This is a genomic window from Roseibium sp. QJM3NY_11, from assembly GCF_056173175.1.
Window position 1 is genome coordinate 5,309,092 of sequence record NZ_CM149660.1, and the last position, 20,908, is coordinate 5,329,999.

General features: G+C 63.5%; 19 protein-coding genes and 1 pseudogene. 16 read left to right on the forward strand and 4 right to left on the reverse strand.

Annotated elements, in window-relative coordinates:
- Window positions 1-12 precede the first annotated feature (12 nt).
- On the forward strand, window positions 13-1,719 hold the full coding sequence (locus AC0VX3_RS24325) for an ABC transporter permease (RefSeq protein ID WP_475522672.1): 1,707 nt from the start codon (window positions 13-15) through the stop codon (window positions 1,717-1,719).
- Window positions 1,720-1,724: 5 nt separating this feature from the next.
- Window positions 1,725-2,408, forward strand: coding sequence for an ATP-binding cassette domain-containing protein (locus AC0VX3_RS24330; protein WP_475522673.1), 684 nt, complete (start codon window positions 1,725-1,727; stop codon window positions 2,406-2,408).
- A 72-nt stretch (window positions 2,409-2,480) separates the two neighbouring features.
- Here AC0VX3_RS24330 and bfr read toward each other — a convergent pair whose 3' ends face one another.
- Window positions 2,481-2,966, reverse strand: a complete 486-nt coding sequence (gene bfr, locus AC0VX3_RS24335; RefSeq protein ID WP_348145771.1) for a bacterioferritin — start codon at window positions 2,964-2,966, stop codon at window positions 2,481-2,483.
- A gap of 15 nt (window positions 2,967-2,981) precedes the next feature.
- Window positions 2,982-3,224, reverse strand: coding sequence for a (2Fe-2S)-binding protein (locus AC0VX3_RS24340; protein WP_342891303.1), 243 nt, complete (start codon window positions 3,222-3,224; stop codon window positions 2,982-2,984).
- A 124-nt stretch (window positions 3,225-3,348) separates the two neighbouring features.
- On the opposite strand from AC0VX3_RS24340, the gene AC0VX3_RS24345 reads away from it, so the two are divergent.
- The 12 genes and pseudogenes from AC0VX3_RS24345 to AC0VX3_RS24400 all read left to right on the forward strand — a co-directional run bounded on the left by AC0VX3_RS24345 (window position 3,349) and on the right by AC0VX3_RS24400 (window position 16,473).
- Entirely contained in the window at window positions 3,349-4,107 is a 759-nt protein-coding gene (locus tag AC0VX3_RS24345; protein ID WP_342891304.1) for an SDR family NAD(P)-dependent oxidoreductase, read from the forward strand.
- Window positions 4,108-4,301: 194 nt separating this feature from the next.
- Window positions 4,302-6,737 (forward strand): methyl-accepting chemotaxis protein, encoded by a 2,436-nt coding sequence (locus AC0VX3_RS24350; RefSeq protein ID WP_475522674.1) that lies wholly within the window; start codon window positions 4,302-4,304, stop codon window positions 6,735-6,737.
- A 138-nt stretch (window positions 6,738-6,875) separates the two neighbouring features.
- A pseudogene (locus AC0VX3_RS24355) lies at window positions 6,876-7,842 on the forward strand (class I SAM-dependent methyltransferase).
- On the forward strand, window positions 7,839-8,666 hold the full coding sequence (locus AC0VX3_RS24360; protein WP_475522675.1) for a TrmH family RNA methyltransferase: 828 nt from the start codon (window positions 7,839-7,841) through the stop codon (window positions 8,664-8,666). The pseudogene AC0VX3_RS24355 and the gene AC0VX3_RS24360 overlap by 4 nt, the downstream one beginning before the upstream one ends.
- Before the next feature lie 3 nt (window positions 8,667-8,669).
- Complete coding sequence (locus AC0VX3_RS24365; RefSeq protein WP_475522676.1) at window positions 8,670-9,527, forward strand: SDR family oxidoreductase; 858 nt, start codon at window positions 8,670-8,672, stop codon at window positions 9,525-9,527.
- A 178-nt stretch (window positions 9,528-9,705) separates the two neighbouring features.
- Window positions 9,706-10,164 (forward strand): YtoQ family protein, encoded by a 459-nt coding sequence (locus AC0VX3_RS24370; RefSeq protein ID WP_342891309.1) that lies wholly within the window; start codon window positions 9,706-9,708, stop codon window positions 10,162-10,164.
- 270 nt (window positions 10,165-10,434) lie between these two features.
- The gene (locus AC0VX3_RS24375; RefSeq protein ID WP_342891310.1) at window positions 10,435-10,635 is read left to right on the forward strand and encodes a cold-shock protein; all 201 of its coding nucleotides are present in this window, start codon (window positions 10,435-10,437) and stop codon (window positions 10,633-10,635) included.
- An 81-nt stretch (window positions 10,636-10,716) separates the two neighbouring features.
- Entirely contained in the window at window positions 10,717-12,030 is a 1,314-nt protein-coding gene (locus AC0VX3_RS24380; RefSeq protein ID WP_475522677.1) for a methyltransferase, read from the forward strand.
- Window positions 12,031-12,153: 123 nt separating this feature from the next.
- On the forward strand, window positions 12,154-13,755 hold the full coding sequence (locus tag AC0VX3_RS24385) for a B12-binding domain-containing radical SAM protein (RefSeq protein ID WP_475522678.1): 1,602 nt from the start codon (window positions 12,154-12,156) through the stop codon (window positions 13,753-13,755).
- Window positions 13,756-13,821: 66 nt separating this feature from the next.
- Entirely contained in the window at window positions 13,822-15,081 is a 1,260-nt protein-coding gene (locus tag AC0VX3_RS24390; RefSeq protein ID WP_475522679.1) for a TCR/Tet family MFS transporter, read from the forward strand.
- Complete coding sequence (locus tag AC0VX3_RS24395) at window positions 15,078-15,746, forward strand: alpha/beta hydrolase (RefSeq protein ID WP_475522680.1); 669 nt, start codon at window positions 15,078-15,080, stop codon at window positions 15,744-15,746. Before AC0VX3_RS24390 ends, AC0VX3_RS24395 begins: the two co-directional genes overlap by 4 nt.
- A gap of 133 nt (window positions 15,747-15,879) precedes the next feature.
- Window positions 15,880-16,473, forward strand: a complete 594-nt coding sequence (locus AC0VX3_RS24400; RefSeq protein ID WP_475522681.1) for a hypothetical protein — start codon at window positions 15,880-15,882, stop codon at window positions 16,471-16,473.
- An 84-nt stretch (window positions 16,474-16,557) separates the two neighbouring features.
- Here AC0VX3_RS24400 and AC0VX3_RS24405 read toward each other — a convergent pair whose 3' ends face one another.
- Entirely contained in the window at window positions 16,558-17,601 is a 1,044-nt protein-coding gene (locus AC0VX3_RS24405) for a M42 family metallopeptidase (RefSeq protein ID WP_348145805.1), read from the reverse strand.
- Between the two features lie 252 nt (window positions 17,602-17,853).
- Here AC0VX3_RS24405 and AC0VX3_RS24410 point away from each other — a divergent pair, with 252 nt between their 5' ends.
- Together AC0VX3_RS24410 and mepA are read left to right on the forward strand one after the other, a co-directional pair.
- A complete protein-coding gene (locus AC0VX3_RS24410; protein WP_475522682.1) occupies window positions 17,854-18,939 on the forward strand; it encodes a patatin-like phospholipase family protein in 1,086 nt (361 codons plus the stop codon).
- An 85-nt stretch (window positions 18,940-19,024) separates the two neighbouring features.
- A complete protein-coding gene (mepA, locus tag AC0VX3_RS24415) occupies window positions 19,025-20,155 on the forward strand; it encodes a penicillin-insensitive murein endopeptidase (protein ID WP_475522683.1) in 1,131 nt (376 codons plus the stop codon).
- A 36-nt stretch (window positions 20,156-20,191) separates the two neighbouring features.
- On the opposite strand, the gene AC0VX3_RS24420 is transcribed toward mepA, so the two are convergent.
- Window positions 20,192-20,707 carry an N-acetyltransferase family protein gene (locus tag AC0VX3_RS24420; protein WP_475522684.1) on the reverse strand — a complete coding sequence of 172 codons (516 nt, stop codon included), beginning with the start codon at window positions 20,705-20,707 and terminating at the stop codon, window positions 20,192-20,194.
- Window positions 20,708-20,908 lie beyond the last annotated feature (201 nt).

The following is a 20,908-nucleotide window of genomic DNA, read 5'->3' on the forward strand; positions in this document are numbered from 1 at the left end:
CGGACAGGGACCTTGACCATCCGGCAGAAACGGATCGTGGACGTTCCGACCCTGTTGGTCATCGCGTTGCTGGGGGGACCGGTTCTGGCCGGCCTGGCCGGAACCGCGCTGCCCGCTTTCGGGTATCTGCCGGTCCTTGGTCACGAGACGGTGTCGCTGGAGCCGATGCGGCGCCTGTTCGAGACGCCGGGTCTGGCCAGATCCGCCGCGCTCAGCTTTTCCACGGGCCTTGCCGCCTCGCTTGCCTCGCTGGCGATCGTGCTGGTCTTTACCGCCGGCTGGTCGGGCACGCGCACCTTCCGCCGGCTTGCCCGGTTCCTGTCGCCGCTGCTGTCGGTGCCCCATGCGGCCGCCGCAATCGGTCTGGCTTTCCTGATCGCCCCGTCGGGGTTTCTGGTGCGCCTCGCATCCCCCTGGGCCACCGGCTGGACGCGCCCGCCGGATGTGCTGATCCTCAACGACCCGTTCGGCGTCGCCATGACACTCGGCCTCGTGGCCAAGGAAGTGCCGTTCCTGTTCCTGATGACCCTGGCTGCACTCAATAGGCCACATATTCATGACACCTACCGGGCCGGCGCGAGCCTCGGCTATGGCCGGATCGCCACATTCTTCAAGCTGATCCTGCCGCAGATCTATCCGCTGATCCGGTTGCCCATGCTCGCCGTCATCGCCTACGCGACCTCGGTGGTCGACGTGGCCGAAATCCTCGGTCCGGCGACACCCTCCCCGCTCGCGCCACGGCTGGTGGGCTGGATGAACGATCCCGACCTGTCGCGCCGGCTGATGGCCTCCGCGGGTGCCCTGCTGCAACTGGCCGTCACGACGGCCGCACTGCTGGCCTATCTGGGACTTGAGCGGCTCACGGTCCGTCTCCTGCGCAGCCGGCTTTCCAGCGGGCACCGGCATGCGCACGACACCTCCGGCCGGCTCGCCGGGCTGTTGCTCATGCTGGCCGTCATTCTCGCGATGGGTCTTTCGCTGGTTCTTCTGGGCCTGTGGAGCCTGGCGCGCTCGTGGTGGTTTCCGGCGGCGCTTCCGCAACACCTGGATGTGATGCGGTTCGCGGACATGGCCGTCATGGGCGTCCCGGCCCTGTGGGCAACCCTTGCCCTCGCCGTCTCGGCCGCCGGCGTTGCAACGGCCGTGACGCTCTGGCTTCTGGAGGCACGTGATGCCGCCGGCCGGACCACCGGCGCCAGACTGAAGGCTCTCGTTTTCCTGCCGCTTCTTCTGCCACAGATCGGATTTCTGTTCGGCCTGCAGATGCTGTTTCTCCATGCCGGACTGACCGGGACCTTTGCGGCGGTCCTGCTGGCCCATCTGGTGTTCGTCCTGCCCTACGCGGTGCTCGCCCTGAGTGATCCCTGGGCCCGGCTTGACCCGCGCTATGGCAAGGCGGCCGCCTCCCTGGGCGCTTCGCGGGCGCGGATCTTCTGGCGGATCCGCCTGCCTCTGCTGCTGCGGCCCGTTCTCGTGACCTTCGCGGTCGCCGCCGCCGTCTCCGTGGGCCAATACCTGCCGACCCTGATGATCGGTGCCGGGCGGATCGTTACGGTCACGACCGAAAGCGTTGCACTCGCAAGCGGCGGCAGCAGGCAGGCCGCCGCCCTGTATGCACTGTTGCAGCTCCTGATCCCGCTCGGCGGCTTCGTGCTGGCTGCGCTGGTGCCCGCGCTGGTTCACCGGAACAGGGCCGCCATGCGGCTGGAAAGAGGATGACCGCCATGAACACGCCAGCAGATGCGTCCGGTCTCGTTCTCGACAAGGTGCGTCTCCACCTGAACGGGGCACCGCTCGTGGAGATCGACTGCCGGATCGCGCCAGGCGACATCCTCACCATCATGGGCGAGAGCGGCAGCGGCAAGTCGAGCCTGCTGGATTTCATCGCCGGTTTCCTGCGGCGGGACTTCCAGTCAGCCGGTCGCGTGTTCCTGAATGGCCGGGACCTGACCGATCGGCCGGCGCAGGACCGGCACATCGGCCTGATGTTCCAGAGCCCGCTGCTGTTTCCGCACATGAGCGTGCTCCAGAACCTGATGTTCGCGATCCCGGCGGATGTGCGGAAGCGATCCGCGCGGCGCGATCTCGCCGAACAGGCCTTGGAGGACGTTGGTCTTGCCGGGTTCGGCAGCCGTGACCCGGCAACCCTTTCCGGCGGGCAGCAGACGCGCGTTGCATTGATGCGCAATCTGCTCTCGGAACCAAAGGCCCTGCTGCTCGACGAGCCGTTCTCAAGCCTGGACAAGGTCCGCAGGGCCGATATCCGGGCGCTGGTCTTCGATGCGGCGCGGCGCAAGGGCCTGCCGGTGCTGCTGGTCACTCATGATGAGGAAGACGCCGAAACAACCGGCGGGGGCATGGTTCACCGGTTGGAGACCTGCCGGGGCAGTGCGCCGTCCCGGCCCTGAGCCGGGACCTTTTGCAAGGCTGACCGGTGAAATTGGCCGGAACGGCGTGTCATCTGAAAACGGTTGCGAAGCCTACTCGGCCTGATCGGCCGATTTCGCCTGAAGCAGCGCGTAATTGTCGATGCCGATCCGCTCGATCAGCCCGAGTTGCGTTTCGAGGAAATCGATATGGCCTTCCTCATCGCCGAGCAGCCTTTCAAACAGGGCCATGGTAACGAAATCACCCAGTTCGCGGCAGACTTCGCGGGCTTCCTTGTAGAGCGCACGCGCCACATATTCCGCCGCCAGGTCGCCTTCCAGGCACTCTTTCAGGGACTGGCCGATGCGCAGCGGATCGAGGGTCTGCAGGTTCGGCAGTCCCTCCAGGAAAATGATCCGGTCCATCAGCTCCTGGGCGTGCTGGCGCTCTTCGTCGGCTTCGACCAGTTCCTTTTCGGCAAGTTTGCCGAATCCCCAGTCGGCCAGGAGGCGCGCATGGACCCAGAACTGATTGACCACTGTCAGTTCGTGCCGCAGCGACTTGTTCAAGTACTCGACTACCCGCGGATCACCCTTCATCGGCCCTCTCCTGAATTACCCTTCGGCTGCCCGCTTGTCCGGTACGGCCGTCGATTCTGCATCCTGCGTCTGTTCAGAAACTTTTTCATGGATGATGTCAATGACTGACGAAAAACAGCCGCCGCACCGGGGACGGCACCCGAGATGCCGGAAAACCGCTCCCGGGGTCGGAACCTTGCCGTTCGGGTCCGCGCGCATTTCCTTCGCCGCCTCGCGAAGTTGCTTGTCAGACAGAACGTTACAGGAGCATATGATCATTGCAGGATCCGGCGTGAGTCCTCATGAGCGGACATAGTGTCATAGCTGTTTTTCAGCGCAATATCGAAACTCTACCAAGAGAGTCAACTTTTTACGGGCCATCGGCGCATATTTGGGGATCGACATGACAGACAAGTCTGACGCAGACGAACGCCCCGCACTCGTGCTGACCGGGGCCAGCCGCGGGATCGGTCACGCGACCGTCAAACGGTTCTCCGCGGAAGGCTGGCGGGTGATCACCTGTTCGCGTCACGCCTTCTCCGACAAGTGCCCATGGCCGATGGGCCCCGAGGACCATATCCAGGTGGATCTGTCCGATCCGGAAAATCTCGGCTTCGCAGTCCAGGAGATCCGCAAGCGGCTGGAACCGAACGGCTCCCGACTGAATGCCCTGGTCAACAATGCCGGCATCAGCCTGAAAGGCCCGGAGGGCGAGCGCCTCGATTCGCTGACCACCGCGATGCATGAATGGCGGACAGTGTTCCAGGTCAATTTCTTCGCCCCGATCCTTTTGGGCCGGGGCCTGTTCAGGGAACTGAAGAACGCCCGGGGATCGGTTGTCAACGTGACCTCGATCGCCGGCATGCGGGTTCATCCGTTCGCCGGCACCGCCTATGCCACGTCCAAGGCGGCGCTGGCCTCGCTGACCCGCGAGATGGCAGCAGATTTCGGCCCCCACGGCGTGCGGGTCAATGCCATCGCGCCTGGCGAAATCGACACGTCCATTCTCTCGCCCGGAACGGAAAAGATGATAGAAGACATCCCCTTGCGCCGCCTGGGACTGCCTGCCGAGGTTGCCGATACGATCTACTATCTATGCTCCGACAAGTCTTCTTATGTCAGCGGTGCCGAGATCCACATCAATGGAGGCCAGCACGTCTAGCTGACGGCGCAACCCTGAATTGATAGACCAGCATTATAATATCTTTATTTGCGATTTTCTTTCGTGTGTCGGTCAGCTTTCTTGATCTGCACATTTCCAAAGCAATCTAAATTTTCCCGATTTACTTCTTCTTCATGGCCATCGGCAATAGTCACAAAACGAAAATACGGTTCTTCGAGCTGTGTGGGGATGACATGAAGCGCATTTTGAATGTTCTGACCGACCTGAAATTCGGGTTCAAGGTCGGTGGTGGTTTCTTTGCTGTTCTATTGTTGACGGCATTGGTGGGCGGGGCGGGTTTTCTCGCCATTCACAATCTGTCATCGCGATTTGTGGTCGCGGACCAGGCTGCCAAGGTCGCGGCCCAGGTGCAGACGACTTCACTGTTGCGCGAGGATTATCTGAACAATCCCGGTGACGCCCTGGGAACCTCCGTGGAAGACGGGATTGCGAAACTCGAAGCGGAACTGGCTGTCCTGTCCGGCAATGCCGCCGGGGACACGGCCGCAGTACAACAGGTTTCGGACGCCCGTGACGCGGTCGCCCAATTCGCGGAAACCTTTGCGGAGGTTGTCGACCACAGCAGTCAGCAGTCCGAGCGGCTGACAACCCTGCTGGCGAGCACGGCCGATCTTGAAGCCCTGTCCATGAGCATCTCCGACGCGGTCGAAACGGAAGAGACCAAGATCGGTGCCGAGGCCTTCGCCGCGAACAGCCAGCTCGACGACACAAACAATCTTCAGCGCAGCATTTTCGAGCTGAAGGACGAAGTGGTCAAGGTTCACATGCTGTACCTGAAGGGCAGCGGAAACATCGAAGGTGACGATCTCACCAACGCCATCGCAACCTCCGCCGATCTGGTCGGCGTGACCAAGCAACTGAACTACAAGAAGATCGAGGGCATCGATCGCAAGACCGTCAGCCAACTGGCCTCCAAGGCGAAGGAGCTGGACGGGACGCTTGAAAACCTGACCAAGGATCTCGGCTTCGCAGAAGCCTATGAAGCCCGCCACGCGGTCGGTACCGCCATCGACGGCATGAATGCGCTTACGCAGGAAATTCTGGCCCAGGTTCAGCCGGTTGTTTCAAAAGCCAAGACGGACGCAATGACCGCCTCGACACGGCTGGCGACCATCCAGTCGATTGCGCAGCACGCAACCAATCTCAATGAACTGGCCCTGGCGGCGCGCGCGGAGACGCTTTACCTGTTCGGTTCCTTCGGGGCTTCCGACGCGACAAAGGTGGAAACGCATGTCGCCGGCCTTGCGCGACTGGAAACGGAGATGGTGCAATACGCCAAGACCCTGCCCAGCGCAGCCGATGCCATCAATGCGATTGCCATTTCCGTCGCTTCACTCGACCGGTCCTTCAAGGAAATGCTGACCACGAAGGCGGAGCTGATGGCCAAGCGCGATCAGCTCGACAGCCTGACGCACAAGGTCACCGCGGATATCTCCGCGATTTCCGCCGCCCAGTCCCGGGCGGCCAAAGCCGCCTCGAGCGGTGCGGAAATGCAGATCATCGTGACCATCCTGCTCGCCATTCTGGGCGGCATCGGCCTGGCATTCGTGCTCAACCTTGCAATCACCCGTCCGATCCATACCATTACCGGCGTGATGAACCGCCTTGCCAATGGTGACAATGAAGTCGACATTCCGGGCATCCACCGCGGGGATGAAATCGGCGCCATGAGCCGCACAGTGCAGGTGTTCCGCGACAACGCGATCGAGCGGGCGCAACTGCAGGAGCACAGCACCCAGGAGGAAGCCGCACGACAGGAGCGCCAGGAACGCATCGACGCGATGATCCTGTCCTTCCGGTCCACGGCGGAAGCGGCACTGGGCTCCGTCGAAGCAACGGCGGGCGGCCTCGACAGCACCGCCCAGGCGCTGACGGAAATTGCGCGCGACAGCGCCGGTTATGCAAGCGAAACACGGGTGTCCTCCGACGACACCACCCACAATGTCCAGACTGTCGCCAGCGCCGCGGAGGAGCTGTCCGCTTCAATCGGCGAGATCTCGCGCCAGGTCGCCCAGACCACGGAAATCGTCGATCGGGCCACCACCGGCACACGGGAGACCAACCAGAAGGTCGAGGGTCTGGCGCAGGCTGCAACCAAGATCGGCCAGGTGGTCACGCTCATCCAGGCAATCGCGGAACAGACCAATCTGCTCGCCCTGAACGCCACCATCGAGGCCGCACGGGCCGGAGATGCCGGAAAGGGCTTCGCGGTCGTCGCTGCGGAAGTGAAGGAACTGGCCACCCAGACGTCCCGGGCGACGGAGGAAATCGGTTCCCAGATCACCGAAATCCAGAACGCCACCGCGGACAGCGTTGTCGCGATCGGCGAAATCACCGAGACCATGACAGAGGTCAACAGCTACACGGCCGCCATTGCCTCCGCCGTGGAGCAGCAGGGCGCCGCGACCGCGGAAATCTCGCAGAACGTCCAGCGGGCGGCGGAAGGCACCGGGGCCGTGTCCGCCTCCATGGGCCAGCTCTCCCAGGCCGTCGACCAGACCTCGTCCTCAGCGGACATGGTGCTTTCGGCGTCCGGCGAGCTGACCGACAAGACCCAGGAACTGAAACGGGAAGTCGAGCAATTCCTCTCCGAGGTTGCCGCCGCCTGATCTCATTTCACTGCCGGCCAAGGGCGGGGAAGCTTCGGCTCCCCGCCCTTTTCCTTTGGCGGCACCGCAAAAAGTTGACCTTGGCGCGCTTGCCGACTAGGTGATGTGGCTCAACACCAAGATTGACGAGAGACACACGTGGCGGATCAGACCAGCGCCTCTTCCTTTGCTCCTTCGGGCCGGCCCCCGGTGCAGACCTTGCCGGTGATTCTGGAAACCGCGGGCTGGAAGGACTACCGGCTGCTCGACATGGGCGCGGGGCAGAAGCTCGAACGCTACGGCCGGTTCACGATCGTGCGGCCGGAACCGCAGGCCATGGGCAGCCGCCGGCTGAAGGAAAGTGTCTGGACACGCGCCGACGCGGTCTTTTCCGGGGACACCGAAGAGGAAGGGCCCGGCCGCTGGAAATTCTCCGGCGATGTGCCGGAGACCTGGCCGATGAACTACGGCCCCGTGCGCTACAACGGCCGTTTCATGTCGTTCCGCCACGTCGGCGTCTTTCCCGAACAGGCAGCGCACTGGGACTGGGTCAACGGCAAGATCCGCGCTGAACGCGCCCGCGCGCCCGACAGGCCTTTGAAGATCCTGAACCTGTTTGGCTATACCGGCCTGGCGTCGCTGCTGCCGGCAGCGGAAGGCGCGCAGGTCACCCATGTCGACGCGTCGAAAAAGGCCATCGGCTTTGCTCGGGAAAACCAGGCCCTGTCCGGCCTGGAAGATCTGCCGATCCGGTGGATCTGCGAGGACGCCGGCAAGTTCGTCGCCCGCGAGGTCCGGCGCGGCAACACCTATGACGGCATCATCCTGGACCCGCCCAAATACGGACGCGGTCCCAAGGGCGAGGTATGGGATCTCTATACCAGTCTGCCCGGCATGCTGGCCGATCTGCAGAAGCTGCTCTCGGGCGATGCGCTGTTCATGATCCTGACCGCCTACGCCATCCGCTCCAGTTTCGTCGCAATTCACGAACTGATGGCCGAAACACTCGCCACTCAGGGAGGTCTTCTGGAATCGGGTGAACTGGTCATCCGCGAAGAGGGCAGCAACGATACCGATGGCCGCGCGTTGTCGACGTTCTCTGTTCTCCCGGTGGAGCGGCCGATGAGCGAGCAACGCCAGGGCGCGGTCAAGCAGATCACCAGCCATTCCAATCCGATCGTCAAGGAGATCAAGGGCCTCGTCGCCCAGCGCAAGCACCGCAGCCAGTCCGGTCTGTTCGTTGCCGAGGGTCTGAAGCTGGCGACCGACGCGCTCGAGGCCGGCTGGGGCGTGCGCTATCTCGCGCTCGGCCCGGAAGCCCGTGACAATCCGGTGGCCCAGAAGGCCGCGGCCACGGCCAAGGCGCGGGGCGCGCTCATCCTGGAAGCCTCGACCGCCGTCATGTCGGCCATGACCCGCAAGGACAACCCGCAGATGGTCGTCGGGGTCTATGAACAGCAGATCCTGGAGGCAAGGGACATCGATCCGTCGGGTGTCCCGGTGTGGGTGGCCCTCGACAGGGTCCGCGACCCGGGCAATCTCGGAACGATCATCCGCACGGTCGACGCGGTCGGTGGCAAAGGCGTCATGCTGGTCGGCGACTGCACCGACCCGTTCGCCGTCGAAGCCGTGCGCGCCACCATGGGGTCCCTGTTCCACGTGCCGCTGGCGAAACTGACCAAAGACCAGTTCAAGGCGCTTGCCGGATCCTGGCCGGGCACCGTGGCGGCCACACACCTGAAGGGCTCGGTCGACTACCGCAAACCCGATTATCAGGAGCCGGTACTGCTGGTCATGGGCAATGAGCAGAAGGGCCTGGAAGACGACATGGCCGCCGCCTGCGGCACGCTGATCCGCATTCCGCAGACGGGCCAGGCGGACAGCCTCAACCTTGCGGTCGCAACCGGCGTTGCGCTTTACGAGATCCGCCGCAAGCATCTGGAGCTTTGAACCTTGAAACTGTTCGTTTTCGGCGCCGGGTTTTCCTCAAGGGCCTTCATCGACCAGGTCCGCGACCGCTTCGACTGGATCGGCGGCACCACGCGCTCTCCTGAAAAGGCGGCTGACCTCGACAAGGCGGGCGTCGAGCCGTTCCTGTTCGACGGCACCAAACCGGGAGACGGCATCGCCGGAGCGCTGAAGAGCGCCACCCATGTGCTGGTGTCCATTGCGCCCGGCGAGACCGGCGACCCTGTCCTGCGGATCCATGGCGACGACATCGCCGCCGGTCGCCCCGACTGGACCGGCTACCTCTCCACGGTCGGGGTCTATGGCAATCATGACGGGCAATGGGTCGACGAAGACACCCTGTGCAAACCGGTGTCCAGACGCTCCGTGCAGCGGGTGGCCGCGGAACAGGCATGGCTGGAGTTCGCGCGCGCCCATGAGTTGCCCGTCCAGATCTTCCGCCTGTCGGGCATCTACGGGCCGGGCCGCAATGCGTTCGAGAATTTCAGGAAGGGCACGGCCCGGCGCCTGATCAAGCCGGGCCAGGTGTTCAACCGCATTCATGCGGCCGACATTGCAGGTGCGCTCGAGGCGGCGATGGCGCAGCCGTCCACCCGGATCTTCAACGTGACCGATGACGAACCGGCGCCTCCCCAGGATGTGGTGGCTTTTGCCGCGAAGCTGCTTGGCGTCGCGCCACCACCCGAAATCCCGTTCGAGACCGCGGACCTGTCACCGATGGCACGCTCGTTCTACGGCGAGAACAAGCGGGTCTCCAACCGGCGCCTCAAGGACGAGCTCGGGTATGCGTTCCGCTACCCCGACTATCGCGTCGCGCTGCGGGACCTGCTGAAAACCCTGTGAGGGCACGCGGCGCCGGTTCCAGGCCGGACCGGACGAGCCCCGGGTTTCCCAGCGCGCAAACCAACCGTTCGCGGCCGCCCCGCTCGAAGTCCTTGACGTTCGCGCTGCGAGACACCAGCTTCAAGACAATTCCGTATGACATTCACAACGGGATATAAAAACCTGATGGGAGGATCACATGGATACCTGGCGCGTTTATCTGTCCGGCGAAATTCACACCGACTGGCGCGAGAAGATCATGACCGGCGCAAAGGCACTGGACCTGCCGGTGTCCTTTTCAGCACCTGTCACGGATCACGATGCCAGCGACGATTGCGGCGCCGTCATTCTGGGCAATGAGGACAACAAGTTCTGGTACGATCACAAGGGGGCGAAGGTGAACGCCGTGCGCACGCGCACCCTGATCGAAAAGGCCGATATCGTCGTGGTCCGTTTCGGCGACAAGTACAAGCAGTGGAACGCGGCGTTCGATGCCGGCTATGCGTCAGCGCTCGGCAAATCGCTGATCGTCGTTCACGATCCGTCGCTGACCCATCCACTCAAGGAAGTTGACGCAGCTGCACTTGCAGTCGCACAAACCTCCGAACAAGTGGTCGATATCCTCAGATATGTCATTCATGGTCAGCTCGATCGGTGACCAGGGTCTTGAAATTAACAAATTCATTACCATACTAATAGATACTGTGAAAAAGCCCCGGCCATTGAGCCGGGTATTCAGGGCCCACCTTTGAAGGATCTGAACTTGCGGATGCTGCGGTCGACTTCGACTGCGCACTACGAGGTTTATTTCCGAGAGGACCTGATAACTACTTTTTTATTATAAAAACACTGTCATCCAGGCGTTGGAAAAGACGGCTAAATGTGCCGGTCTCCTGCCTCGATGCAAAAAAATTGGAAAGAAGACTCCATGCTGCATGGAAACGTAAAATGGTTCGATCAGGGCCGAGGTATCGGCACTATCGAACCCCAGGACGGCGAGGACATCATCGTCGACATCACGGCCCTGCGCCGGTCCGGTATCGACACCCTGACGGAAGGCCAGCTCGTGGTTTTCGACCTGGAGTGGCGCCGCGGCCGGATGGTGGCTGAAGACCTGAAAGTCCTGTAAGGTCACCTGAAGGAACTTTCTGGCAACAAGGGCGGTTCGACCGCCCTTTTTTTATATTATGATTTTCGGGAGTGGTGCGACATGCAGATCGATGCAAGGTTGCAGGAGGGCATTGCCGCCCATCGCAGCGGCAATCTCGAGGGCGCGCTTGCGGCCTACAAGGACGTTCTGACCGCCGAACCGGAAAACGCGGACGGCCTGCATTTCCTCGGTCTGCTGCACTTCGAGGCCGGCAAGCCGGACAACGCCGTGCATCTCATCCGCAAGTCGCTGGAACACAACGCGCGGAATGCGGCAGCCTGCAACAATCTCGGCAACATCCTGAAACTCGGCGACAGGCCTGATGAAGCGCTCGATGCCTACGTGCGCGCGGTCGAGATCGAGCCCCGGCACGAAGAAGCCTGGAGCAACATCAACGTCATGATGGAAGGGGCCTCCAACAATGACGATCTGCTGCCGGTCCTGAGGGAAATCGTGCGTCTGGACCCGGACAATCCCAACGCCTGGCACAATTTCGGCCTGTCGCTGATGCTGGCGGGTCACAGGGACGAGGCCGCGGACGCGCTGGAGCGGTGCCTGGAATTCGGCTCGGAAGTCTGGACCGATCCGATCTGGCACGCGCGCGTGCTGTGCGCGCTCGGGCGCCGGGACCGGGCCCTGCAGCATCTGGAAGCGCTGGTCGCGGCGGACCCCGGCAATACCATCGCCCGCTACCAGTTGGCAGCCGTTCGCGGCGACGACATGGACCACGCCCCCGAGGACTACGTAAAATCGCATTTCGACAGTTTTTCCGACAGTTTCGACGAGGTCCTGAAGAATCTCGGCTACCGGGCTCCGGAACGGGTCTCCGAGGAAGTGGCCAGCCTCGCCTCCGCGCAGTCGTCCCCCTTTGGAGACGTTATCGATCTGGGATGCGGAACAGGCTTGTGCGGCCCGCTCATCCGCGAACACTGCACGAGGCTCACCGGTATCGACCTGTCCCCGGGCATGCTGCGCAAGGCCTCGGCACTGGAGGTCTACGACTTTCTGGTCGAAGGCGAACTGGTCGGTTTCCTGAATTCCGACCTGCCGACCCGGTTCGACCTGGCCGTCTGTGTCGACACGCTGTGTTATCTCGGCGATCTGCAGCCCTTCATGAACGCGCTGTGGGCCGCGCTCACTCCGGGCGCGGTGCTGGTTGCCAGCGTCGAGCACCTGTCCGATCCGTCCGGCCCCGATTACCGCGTCGACCCGACAGGGCGCTACGCCCACACACCGGCCTACCTGAAAAACTGCGCGGAAACCGCGGGGCTTGTCTATGAGGTCGAAAAACCGCTGGTGCTGCGCCATGAACTCGGCAAGGAGGTGCACGGCCTCGTCTTTCATGCCCGCAAGCCTGGCGCAAGCCAGCTCTGACATCATCATACGGCAGGTCCCTTGAGCGGAAACGCGTGACAGTCTGTCAAAGCGGTTGTGCCGGCGCGGAAACTTGGTACGGTGACGCCGTTGGGGGCAAGTGTCCGTCTGGAGGGACCGTTTATGTCGGAATGCAATGTTTTGTTGGTGTATCCGCGGTTTAATGCCGGATCTTTCTGGAATTACGGCGCCACCTGCGAAATGGTCGGTGCAAAGTATCCCGCTCCGCCGCTGGGGCTGATCACGGTTGCCGCCATGCTTCCGGAAGACTGGAATGTCCGGCTGATCGACCGCAACACCGGCGCGCTCACGAATGACGACCTGGACTGGGCGGACATGGTGATGACCGGCGGCATGCTGCCCCAGCAGGCAGACAGCCTCGCCGTGATCCGGAGAGCTCAGGAAAAAAACATTCCGGCGGTTGTCGGCGGTCCCGATCCCACGTCTTCCCCCGAAGTCTATGAATCGGCGGATTTCCTGGTTCTCGGTGAAGCCGAAGGGATCCTCGACACCTTCGTGGATGCCTGGAACGAAGGTGCCCGCAACGGCCGGTTCACGGCCGAAAAATTCAAGGCCGACGTGACCTCCAGTCCGGTGCCCCGCTTCGACCTGCTGAAATTCGAGGATTACGTCCAGATCGGCGTGCAATATTCGCGCGGCTGCCCGTTCACCTGTGAATTCTGCGACATCATCGAGCTGTATGGCCGGGTGCCCAGGACCAAGACCAACGACCAGATGCTGGCGGAACTCGACCGCCTCCATGAACTCGGATATCGCGGCCATGTCGACTTCGTCGACGACAACCTGATCGGCAACAAGAAAGCCGTGAAGATGTTCTTGCCGGAACTGGCAGCCTGGCAGAAGAAGCGCAATCATCCGTTCGAGATGTCGACGGAAGCCTCGCTCAACCTGGCTGACGACAAGGCCCTTCTGACGATGATGCAGCAGGCCGGATTTTTCTCGGTCTTCATCGGCATCGAGAGCCCGGATCCGGACGTGCTCATCGCCACGCGCAAGAAGCAGAACACCCGCCGCGACATCGCCAAGAGCGTGCACCAGATCTACGACGCCGGGATCTTCGTTCTGGCCGGCTTCATCGTCGGCTTCGACGGGGAGAGCGACAAGGTCGCCGACGAAATCTCGGCCCTGATCGAGGAATCCGCCATCCCGGTGGCCATGACCGGGCTGCTTTACGCCCTGCCCAACACGCAGCTCACCCGCCGTCTCGCCAAGGAAGGGCGCCTGCACGCCGACTTCGCCAGTGACGATCCGGATACGGAACACGGCGACCAGTGCACCGCGGGGCTCAACTTCACGACGCAACGGCCGCGTGAGCAGATCCTGGAGGATTTCAAGCAGGTCATCGATCGGGTCTACGGACCTGAGGCCTATTTCGGCCGGGTCAGGAAAGTGGCATCCATGCTCGACATGAGCGGTGCCAACGGTTCGATTTTCGGAGCCGGTTTCTTCCACGACCTCAAGCTGTTCGGCCGGCTCATGCTGGCGATGACCTTCAAGGAGACCACGTATCGCGGGCCGTTCTGGAAGACCCTGTTCGTGACCGCTTTCACAAATTTCCGGGCGATCAAGCCGGTGATGATGATGCTGGCGCTCTATGTGCATCTCGGCCCGTTCTCGCGTTTCGTCGTTGCGCAGATCGACAAGCAGATCGCCGATATCGAAAGAGGCCGCTGGGAGCAGCCCGCGCTGGTCGCCGCCGAATAGATCGGACAGGAAACCCGGACCGGACACCGGCTCGGGACGAACGAACGTGCAATCCGGGACACCAGCTTGCAGACAGGCTCCTCCAGGCGCAGCGCGCTCGGTTTCATCCTCGTTACGCTGACCCTCAATTCCATGGGCATCGGTCTGATGATGCCCGTGATGCCGTCGCTGCTGCGCGAGCTGACCGACCTGCCTGTGAGCGATGCCGCCCGCTGGGGCGGCGCCCTCAGCCTTGTCTATGCGCTGATGCAATTCGCTTTCGGTCCGACGCTCGGCAACATTGCCGACCGGTTCGGGCGGCGCCCGGTGCTGCTGGTCTCCATGTTCGCCATGGCGGTGGACTATCTGATCATGGCGCTGTCCTGGCACATTGCCGTGCTGTTCGCCGGCCGGCTGCTGTCGGGCATCGCGGGCGCGACCTTCTCCGCGGCTTCGGCCTTTATCGCGGATGTGTCCTCGAAGGAGGACCGGGCCAAGAATTTCGGCCTGATCGGCGCCGGATTCGGCGTCGGTTTCGTGCTCGGCCCGATGATCGGCGGCTACCTGGGCGAATTCGGGCCGCGCGCGCCCTTTTACGCGGCGGCCATCCTGTCCTTCGCCAATTTCGTGTTCGGCTTTTTCGTGCTGCCGGAAACGCTGAAGGACGAAAACAGGCGGGCGTTTGACTGGAAACGCGCCAATCCGTTGGGTGCGTTGAAGCAACTGGCCGCCTATCCCGCCGTCAGAACGCTTCTCATCGCGGTCTTCCTGTTCGACATCGCCCACTATGTCTATCCGGCGATCTGGAGCTACTACTCCGAAGAGGTCTATGGCTGGTCGCCGGGCGACATCGGCCTGTCGCTCGCCTTTGTCGGGATCGGCTTTGCCTTTGTCCAGGGGTACCTGATCCGGGTGCTGGACCCCAGGCTCGGGCCCGGGCGGACCCTGCTGGCAGGCCTGGCCGCAAACCTGATCGCCTTTGCCGGTCTTGCGGTCGCGGATGCCGGCTGGATGGCCTATGGGCTGATCTGCTTCGCCGCGCTCGGCGCCCTGGCAACACCGGCCTTCACCGGCCTGATGTCGAACCGCATGCCGGACAACGCGCAAGGCGAACTCCAGGGCCTGATCTCCAGCGCGGCGGGCCTGTCCATGGTGGTCAGCCCACTGGTCATGACACAGGTTTTCGCGGCCTTCTCGGGCCCGGATGCGACAATCTCGTTTCCGGGTGCCCCGTTCGCGCTTGCCGGTGCGCTGATCGTCGCGTCCCTTGTGATATCCCTGCCGTTCATTCGCCGGGAGGCGAAGCAGACACTTGCTGCAAACACGGATACCAGAGACACCCCATGATCGTCAGACCCGCTCCAACGCAACTCGATGGCCCCCGCCTGGCGCCCGCCTCCGGCCGTCCCGCGCGCCAGCTGATCGTGATCCTGCATGGCTATGGCGCCGACGGCGCGGACCTGATCGACCTGGGTCGCGCCTGGCAGGGCCAGTTCCCCGACGCCGCGTTCGTCGCTCCCGATGCTCCGCAAACGCTGCCGTTCGAAGCGGTTGGCGGCCGGCAGTGGTTCGCGCTCAGCGAGCGTTCGCCCGATGAATACCGTCTCGGCTCGGAGGCGGCCCGACCTGTGCTGGACCGCTTTCTCGACGCGGAACTTGCCGCGCTGTCGCTTGACGGCGGCGCGCTTGCCCTTGTCGGCTTCAGCCAGGGCGCCATGATGGCATTTCAATGCGGCCTGCGCAGCAAGGTGGCGCCGGCGGCGCTGATCGCCTTTTCAGGTCTGCTACCGGGCGCCACCCGCCTGGAGACAATCGGCACCGAAAGCCCGGTCCTGATCGTGCACGGCAGCGATGACAACGTCGTGCCGGCCTATCATGCCGAGGCGGCCGATCAGGCGCTGACACAGGCCGGGGTGGTTTCCAGCCTGCATCTGCTCTCCGGCCTTGGCCATTCCATCGACGAGCGCGGCATGGTGCTCGGCGGGCGGTTTCTGGAAAGAGCGTTTGCCTGAAAGTCCGGATTTTTGGTCCGCAGGACCGGAAAATGCCCGGCGCCATAGGTTAATGACCTGTTAACGGTTTTGCAGGATGCTTTCAGAATCTTTGCCGGACCAGAACGGGCCGGACAAATCAGGATCCGGCGCCATGCAGATTTCCATCGAGACCACCGTCCAGAGCACCAGCCTGTTTTCCGCGTCCGTTTCCGGCGGCGGCTCCGAAGGCGGCAACGGCCGTCCCGATGCACTTGCCGGCGGTACCGGCGGTGCGCAGGCACCGGCCGTCAGCGTTCTGGAAGCGGCCAGCAAGAAGGCCGAGGAAGACGCGGTTGTGATCGCCGCCCTGCAGGATGCGGTCGACAAGGGCAAGAACGACGACGACGAGAACGAGGACAGCACCCTCGCCACCGTCGAGGACTACCAGAAGGCGGCCGGCCAGCTGAAGTCGGCGCTTGGAGAGGGCGACGGCGGGCCGTCCGCGTCGATCGCCTATGAAAGCGCGACCATCTCCACAACCACGATCGAGGCTGAAATCGGCGGGGAGACCCTGTCGGCCCAGTTCGTTTCCTTCGACCGGGTTTCCTATGACAGCGAAACGGGCCTGTCGGCGCGCTCCGCCAGCGCAGCGACCATCGAAGGGTCCACCGGCAACGGTTCCTTCAGCTACCAGAGCGCCTCGGTCAGCAACCTCTATGCAGGCACCGGCGAGCAGGTTTCCAACCTCGCGGGCCTGCTGGCCTGAGGCGAAGCTGACCGGAGCGCACGAACGCCCCAAAGCCTGTCAGCAGACAGAGGGGCGCCGCAGCGCCCCTTTCCATGACGCCGCTCACGCCTTTTTGAGATACGCCACCAGGATGTCGAGCGCGGCCTGCAGGTCGCCCTTGTGGATCATTTCCGTGACCGTGTGGATGTAGCGCGTGCCGACCACGATGCCGACCGCCTTGGCACCGGCCGCCGCCTGCTGGGCCGCGGCGCCGTCCTGGCCGCCGGCGGCCAGCATGGTGCGCTGGAACGGGATCTTTTCCTTCAGCGCGATCGCCTCGACTTCCCTGACCAGGTCACGGTCGGCGATGAAGCTGGAATCCTTCACATGCAGTCCGAAGCCTTCGCCCTGAACCGTGGTGCGGTCCTGTTCGGGAACGCCCGGCGTGTCGCAGGCAAGCGTGGTGTCGACCCCGAAGCCGATGTCCGGCTTGATGGCGAAGGCCGCCGTACGGGCACCGCGCAGGCCGACTTCCTCCTGGCAGGTGAAGGCGACATGGATCTCGCAGCCGTGCTTGGCCTTGCCCAGCCCCCTGATGGCCTCGATGCCGAGCCAGCAGGCAATGCGGTTGTCGAGGGCCTTGGAGACGACCTTGTCGCCGATCTCGATCAGCGGCTCGTCCATGGTGACCATGTCACCGACCTTGACGATGTCCTTCGCCTTCTCGCCCATGCCGAGATCGACCACGAAGTCCTTCGGCTCGGGGATCTTCTTGCGCTCTTCGGGCGAGGAGATGTGGATCGGCTTGCCGCCGGGGTTCATGACACCCTTGAAATCCCCCTCGTCGGTGGACACCAAGACGCGGCGTGAGAACAGATTGCGCGCGTCGAACCCGCCGACCGGCTGCACATGCAGGTATCCCTTGTCGGTAACGTGAGAGACCAGAAAGCCGATCTCGTCCATGTGACACAGCAGCATGACCTTCTTCGGCGCGGCCTTCCTGGACGCCTTGCGGCTGTCGCGGCGGCACAGCAGCGATCCCATCGGATCGACACTGACCTCGTCGAACAGACCCTTGATTTCCGACTGGACCAGGTCGCGCACCCGGTGTTCGTGGCCGGGCACGCCCGGAGTTTCGCAAAGTCGGCGCAGCAGATCGATGTTCATGGATTTTCCTGTACGGGATTTGAGTGTGCTCCGATCCTAAAGCCTTTCACCGTTGAATTGAAGCGTTCTGGCGGCCGGCAGCGTGAAGGCGTTAACCGGTTGCTCGCCAATTCAGGAAAAACGCGCCTTTCCTTCGGTCTTTGCCATTGCAGTGTCGCAATTGGTGGCAAACATTGTGGGTCAGATGACAAGGCGACTGCCGCGGCCGCGGGAAGGCGCCGGACCTTCCGCTCTGACATCCCGGGGAAAACCATGGCCCAGAAAAAACGTTTCATCCTTTCCATCGACGGCGGCGGCGTGCGTGGCCTCATTCCCGTACGCCTCCTCGAGACGCTGGAAAGCCGGCTGAGCCAGCGCGGCGTCGCCGCACCGATGCACAAGGTGTTCGACCTGATGGCCGGCAGTTCGTCCGGTGGTCTGATCGCCGCCGGTCTCACCGCGCCGCGCCCCGGCGGCAGCGCCGGCGAAGCCGCGACCACGCTGGCCGAGCTCCGGGCTTTCTTCGAACGCGAGTCCCGGGACATTTTCACATCATCGATCAGCGCGCGGCTCGCCCGCGCCGTGACCAACCCCCTTGGTCTGTTCGACGAGACCTATGACGCCCGCCCCCTGGAAAAGCTGCTCAAGGAGCGTTTCGGCTGGACCTCGATGGCGAGCGGCCTCACCCGGCTGGTCCTGACCGCCTATGACATCGAACGGCGCAAGGCTGTGTTCATGACCAACGGCGCCGAGAAAGACGGCGGCCGCCCGGACGATTATTACTTCTGGCAAGCGGTGCGCGCCACCACAGCCGCCCCGTCCTATTTCGAACCGGCCAAGGTGGAAAACCTCAGCCGGCGGCGCGAGGAAGCCCTGATCGACGGCGGCGTCTTCATGAAGGACCCGACCATCGCCGCCTACCTGGAAGCGCGCAAGCTCGGCTGGGGGGACGACGAAATCGTCATCCTGTCGCTGGGCACCGGCCGGGCGCCCGGCCGGCCCTTCCTCTACAAGGATGCGATCAGCTGGGGTGCGCTCGGCTGGATGCAGCCATCCAAGGGCGTGCCGATCCTGTCGATCTTCGCCGACGGACAGTCCCAGACCGCGTCCTATCAGGCGGAGCACCTGTTTGCCGAATTGCCGAATGTGACCTATCACCGACTGGAAGCGGAACTGCCGCCCGAAGCCGAGGACACCGACAACGCCCGTCCCGGCAACATCATCACCCTGAACGGAGCCGCCGACCGGGTGATCCGGGACAACACCGTCTTCCTGGACACTTTCGCTGACATGTTGACAGAGTGCATGCGCGATCCGGAATCGGATGCGCCGGCGGTCGATCTGGTGCATGCTGCCTGAAGGCTGAAACAGCCCCGGCGGCCGCGAACAACAGCGCGGAAGAAACCGGCGGCTGGCCGACCCGACCGGCGCGAGAGGTCCCAAGGTGATCATTCAGAAGATATCAGCGCTGACGGCCGCGCTGCCAGGCTCGACCAAACCGGCCGCCGCACGGGCCGGTCTGGCTTTTCTGGCAGGTCTGGGTGTTCTGGCGGCTCTCTTCTCCCCGGCGGCGGCCGCGGTGCCGGTTCCGGACCCTAAACCGGCCAGCGCGGCAACAGACACGGATACGGCCCCCTATGCGCCGAGCGTGAGGATCGTCGCGGGAACGCCCCTGCCGGTGAAAAAACGCGCCGTGCCGGAAGGCTATGTCGCCAGCAAACCCAAGCTGGTGCTGTATTCCGATCAACCGGCCAAGGATTATTTCGGCACCGCCGACGGCCCGGCGCCTCTCAAGGCGCGCTCGATCGGGTCCTATGCCAAGGGCTGTCTGGCCGGCGGCGCAGAATTGCCGGCGGACGGTCCTGCCTGGCAGGCGATGCGGCTTTCCAGGAACCGCAACTGGGGCCATCCGGACCTGATCGACTATCTGAAGGACCTTGCCGGCGATGCGCCGAAGCTCGGATGGAAAGGCCTGCTGGTCGGCGATCTGGCCCAGCCGCGCGGCGGTCCGATGCTGTCAGGACATGCCAGCCACCAGATCGGCCTCGACGCCGATATCTGGCTGACGCAGATGCCCGACCGCCGCCTGAGTGCGCAGGAACGCGAGGACATCTCGGCGATTTCAATGCTGAAGGGGCCGCTCGACATCAAGGGCGCCGACCGGCGGGTCGACCGGAAAAAATGGAGCAAGACCCATGCGCGGCTGATCCGGCGCGCCGCTTCGGACAAGCGGGTTGCCCGGATTTTCGTCAACCCGACGATCAAGAAGGCCTTGTGCGACTTCGAGACCGGCCGCGACCGGACCTGGCTGCGCAAGGTCCGGCCCTGGTGGGGGCACCACTATCATTTCCATGTCCGCCTGGCCTGCCCGCCCGGCAGCGCCGGCTGCAAGAACCAGAACCCGCCCCCGCCGGGCGACGGCTGCGGACAGCACCTGTCCTACTGGCTGTCGGACGAGCCCTGGGTGCCGAAAAATCCGCCGAAAAAGGGCGAAAAGCCCAAGGTCGTCAAGAAACGCCCCATGGCCCTGGCCGCCCTGCCCCGCGATTGCCGCTCGGTTCTGACGGCGAATTAAGGCCTCCGTCACCGCCCTTCCGGTTTCCCCCCGGCCTCAGCCCTCCGGCGCGTCCTCCTCAGTCAGAACCTTGGTCACGAATACCAGGTCCAGCCAGCGGCCGAACTTTGTGCCGACCTGCGGAAGGCGCCCAGTGACTTCGAAACCGAGCGCTTCATGCAAGCCGATGGAGGCCTTGTTCTGACCGTCGACGGCGCCGACCAGTACATGCAGACCCTGTGCCCTGGCCATGTCGAGCAGCCGCAACAGCAAGGCCTTGCCGACCCCACGCCGCTGGGCCTTCGGATCGACATAGACCGTGTGCTCCGCCGTCAGCCGATAGCCTTCTCGCGGGCGGAACGGACCGTAGCTGGCAAAGCCGAGCAAGGTGCCGTCAGCCGCCGACGCGATCAGGACCGGCAGATCCTGTTTTCTGCGGCCCTCGAACCAGGCCTGACGGTCATCCAGGGTTTCCTCGCGGCTCACCCAGGCTGCGGTGGTTTCGCGTATGGCGTGGTTGTAGAGCAGCAGAATGGCCGGAATGTCACCGGGTTCGGCAGTTTGGATGATCATGCGGGTCTCTCGTTCGAACGGTCAAAGGCGTTTGGGCACACCGGTGCCCGGACTTTGAGACCGATTTTTCATGATTCCCGACCGGAAAGGCATACGTCAATTGCCTGACCCGGGCAGGCGGCCATCCAATGCCTGCCGGCCGCGACAGGCCGGAGTGGCTGGCACGCCTCAAAAAACCACGGATTTCGGCTTCCGGCGCGC

What these genes read in the sequence shown, in the direction of transcription:
- AC0VX3_RS24330 (WP_475522673.1), top strand. Translation starts at nt 1,725, where the DNA reads ATGAACACGCCAGCAGATGCGTCCGGTCTCGTTCTCGACAAGGTGCGT.
- bfr (WP_348145771.1), bottom strand. Translation starts at nt 2,966, where the DNA reads ATGAAGGGTGATCCGCGGGTAGTCGAGTACTTGAACAAGTCGCTGCGG.
- AC0VX3_RS24340 (WP_342891303.1), bottom strand. Translation starts at nt 3,224, where the DNA reads ATGATCATATGCTCCTGTAACGTTCTGTCTGACAAGCAACTTCGCGAG.
- AC0VX3_RS24345 (WP_342891304.1), top strand. Translation starts at nt 3,349, where the DNA reads ATGACAGACAAGTCTGACGCAGACGAACGCCCCGCACTCGTGCTGACC.
- AC0VX3_RS24350 (WP_475522674.1), top strand. Translation starts at nt 4,302, where the DNA reads ATGAAGCGCATTTTGAATGTTCTGACCGACCTGAAATTCGGGTTCAAG.
- AC0VX3_RS24360 (WP_475522675.1), top strand. Translation starts at nt 7,839, where the DNA reads ATGAGCGAGCAACGCCAGGGCGCGGTCAAGCAGATCACCAGCCATTCC.
- AC0VX3_RS24370 (WP_342891309.1), top strand. Translation starts at nt 9,706, where the DNA reads ATGGATACCTGGCGCGTTTATCTGTCCGGCGAAATTCACACCGACTGG.
- AC0VX3_RS24375 (WP_342891310.1), top strand. Translation starts at nt 10,435, where the DNA reads ATGCTGCATGGAAACGTAAAATGGTTCGATCAGGGCCGAGGTATCGGC.
- AC0VX3_RS24380 (WP_475522677.1), top strand. Translation starts at nt 10,717, where the DNA reads ATGCAGATCGATGCAAGGTTGCAGGAGGGCATTGCCGCCCATCGCAGC.
- AC0VX3_RS24385 (WP_475522678.1), top strand. Translation starts at nt 12,154, where the DNA reads ATGTCGGAATGCAATGTTTTGTTGGTGTATCCGCGGTTTAATGCCGGA.
- AC0VX3_RS24395 (WP_475522680.1), top strand. Translation starts at nt 15,078, where the DNA reads ATGATCGTCAGACCCGCTCCAACGCAACTCGATGGCCCCCGCCTGGCG.
- AC0VX3_RS24400 (WP_475522681.1), top strand. Translation starts at nt 15,880, where the DNA reads ATGCAGATTTCCATCGAGACCACCGTCCAGAGCACCAGCCTGTTTTCC.
- AC0VX3_RS24405 (WP_348145805.1), bottom strand. Translation starts at nt 17,601, where the DNA reads ATGAACATCGATCTGCTGCGCCGACTTTGCGAAACTCCGGGCGTGCCC.
- AC0VX3_RS24410 (WP_475522682.1), top strand. Translation starts at nt 17,854, where the DNA reads ATGGCCCAGAAAAAACGTTTCATCCTTTCCATCGACGGCGGCGGCGTG.
- AC0VX3_RS24420 (WP_475522684.1), bottom strand. Translation starts at nt 20,707, where the DNA reads ATGATCATCCAAACTGCCGAACCCGGTGACATTCCGGCCATTCTGCTG.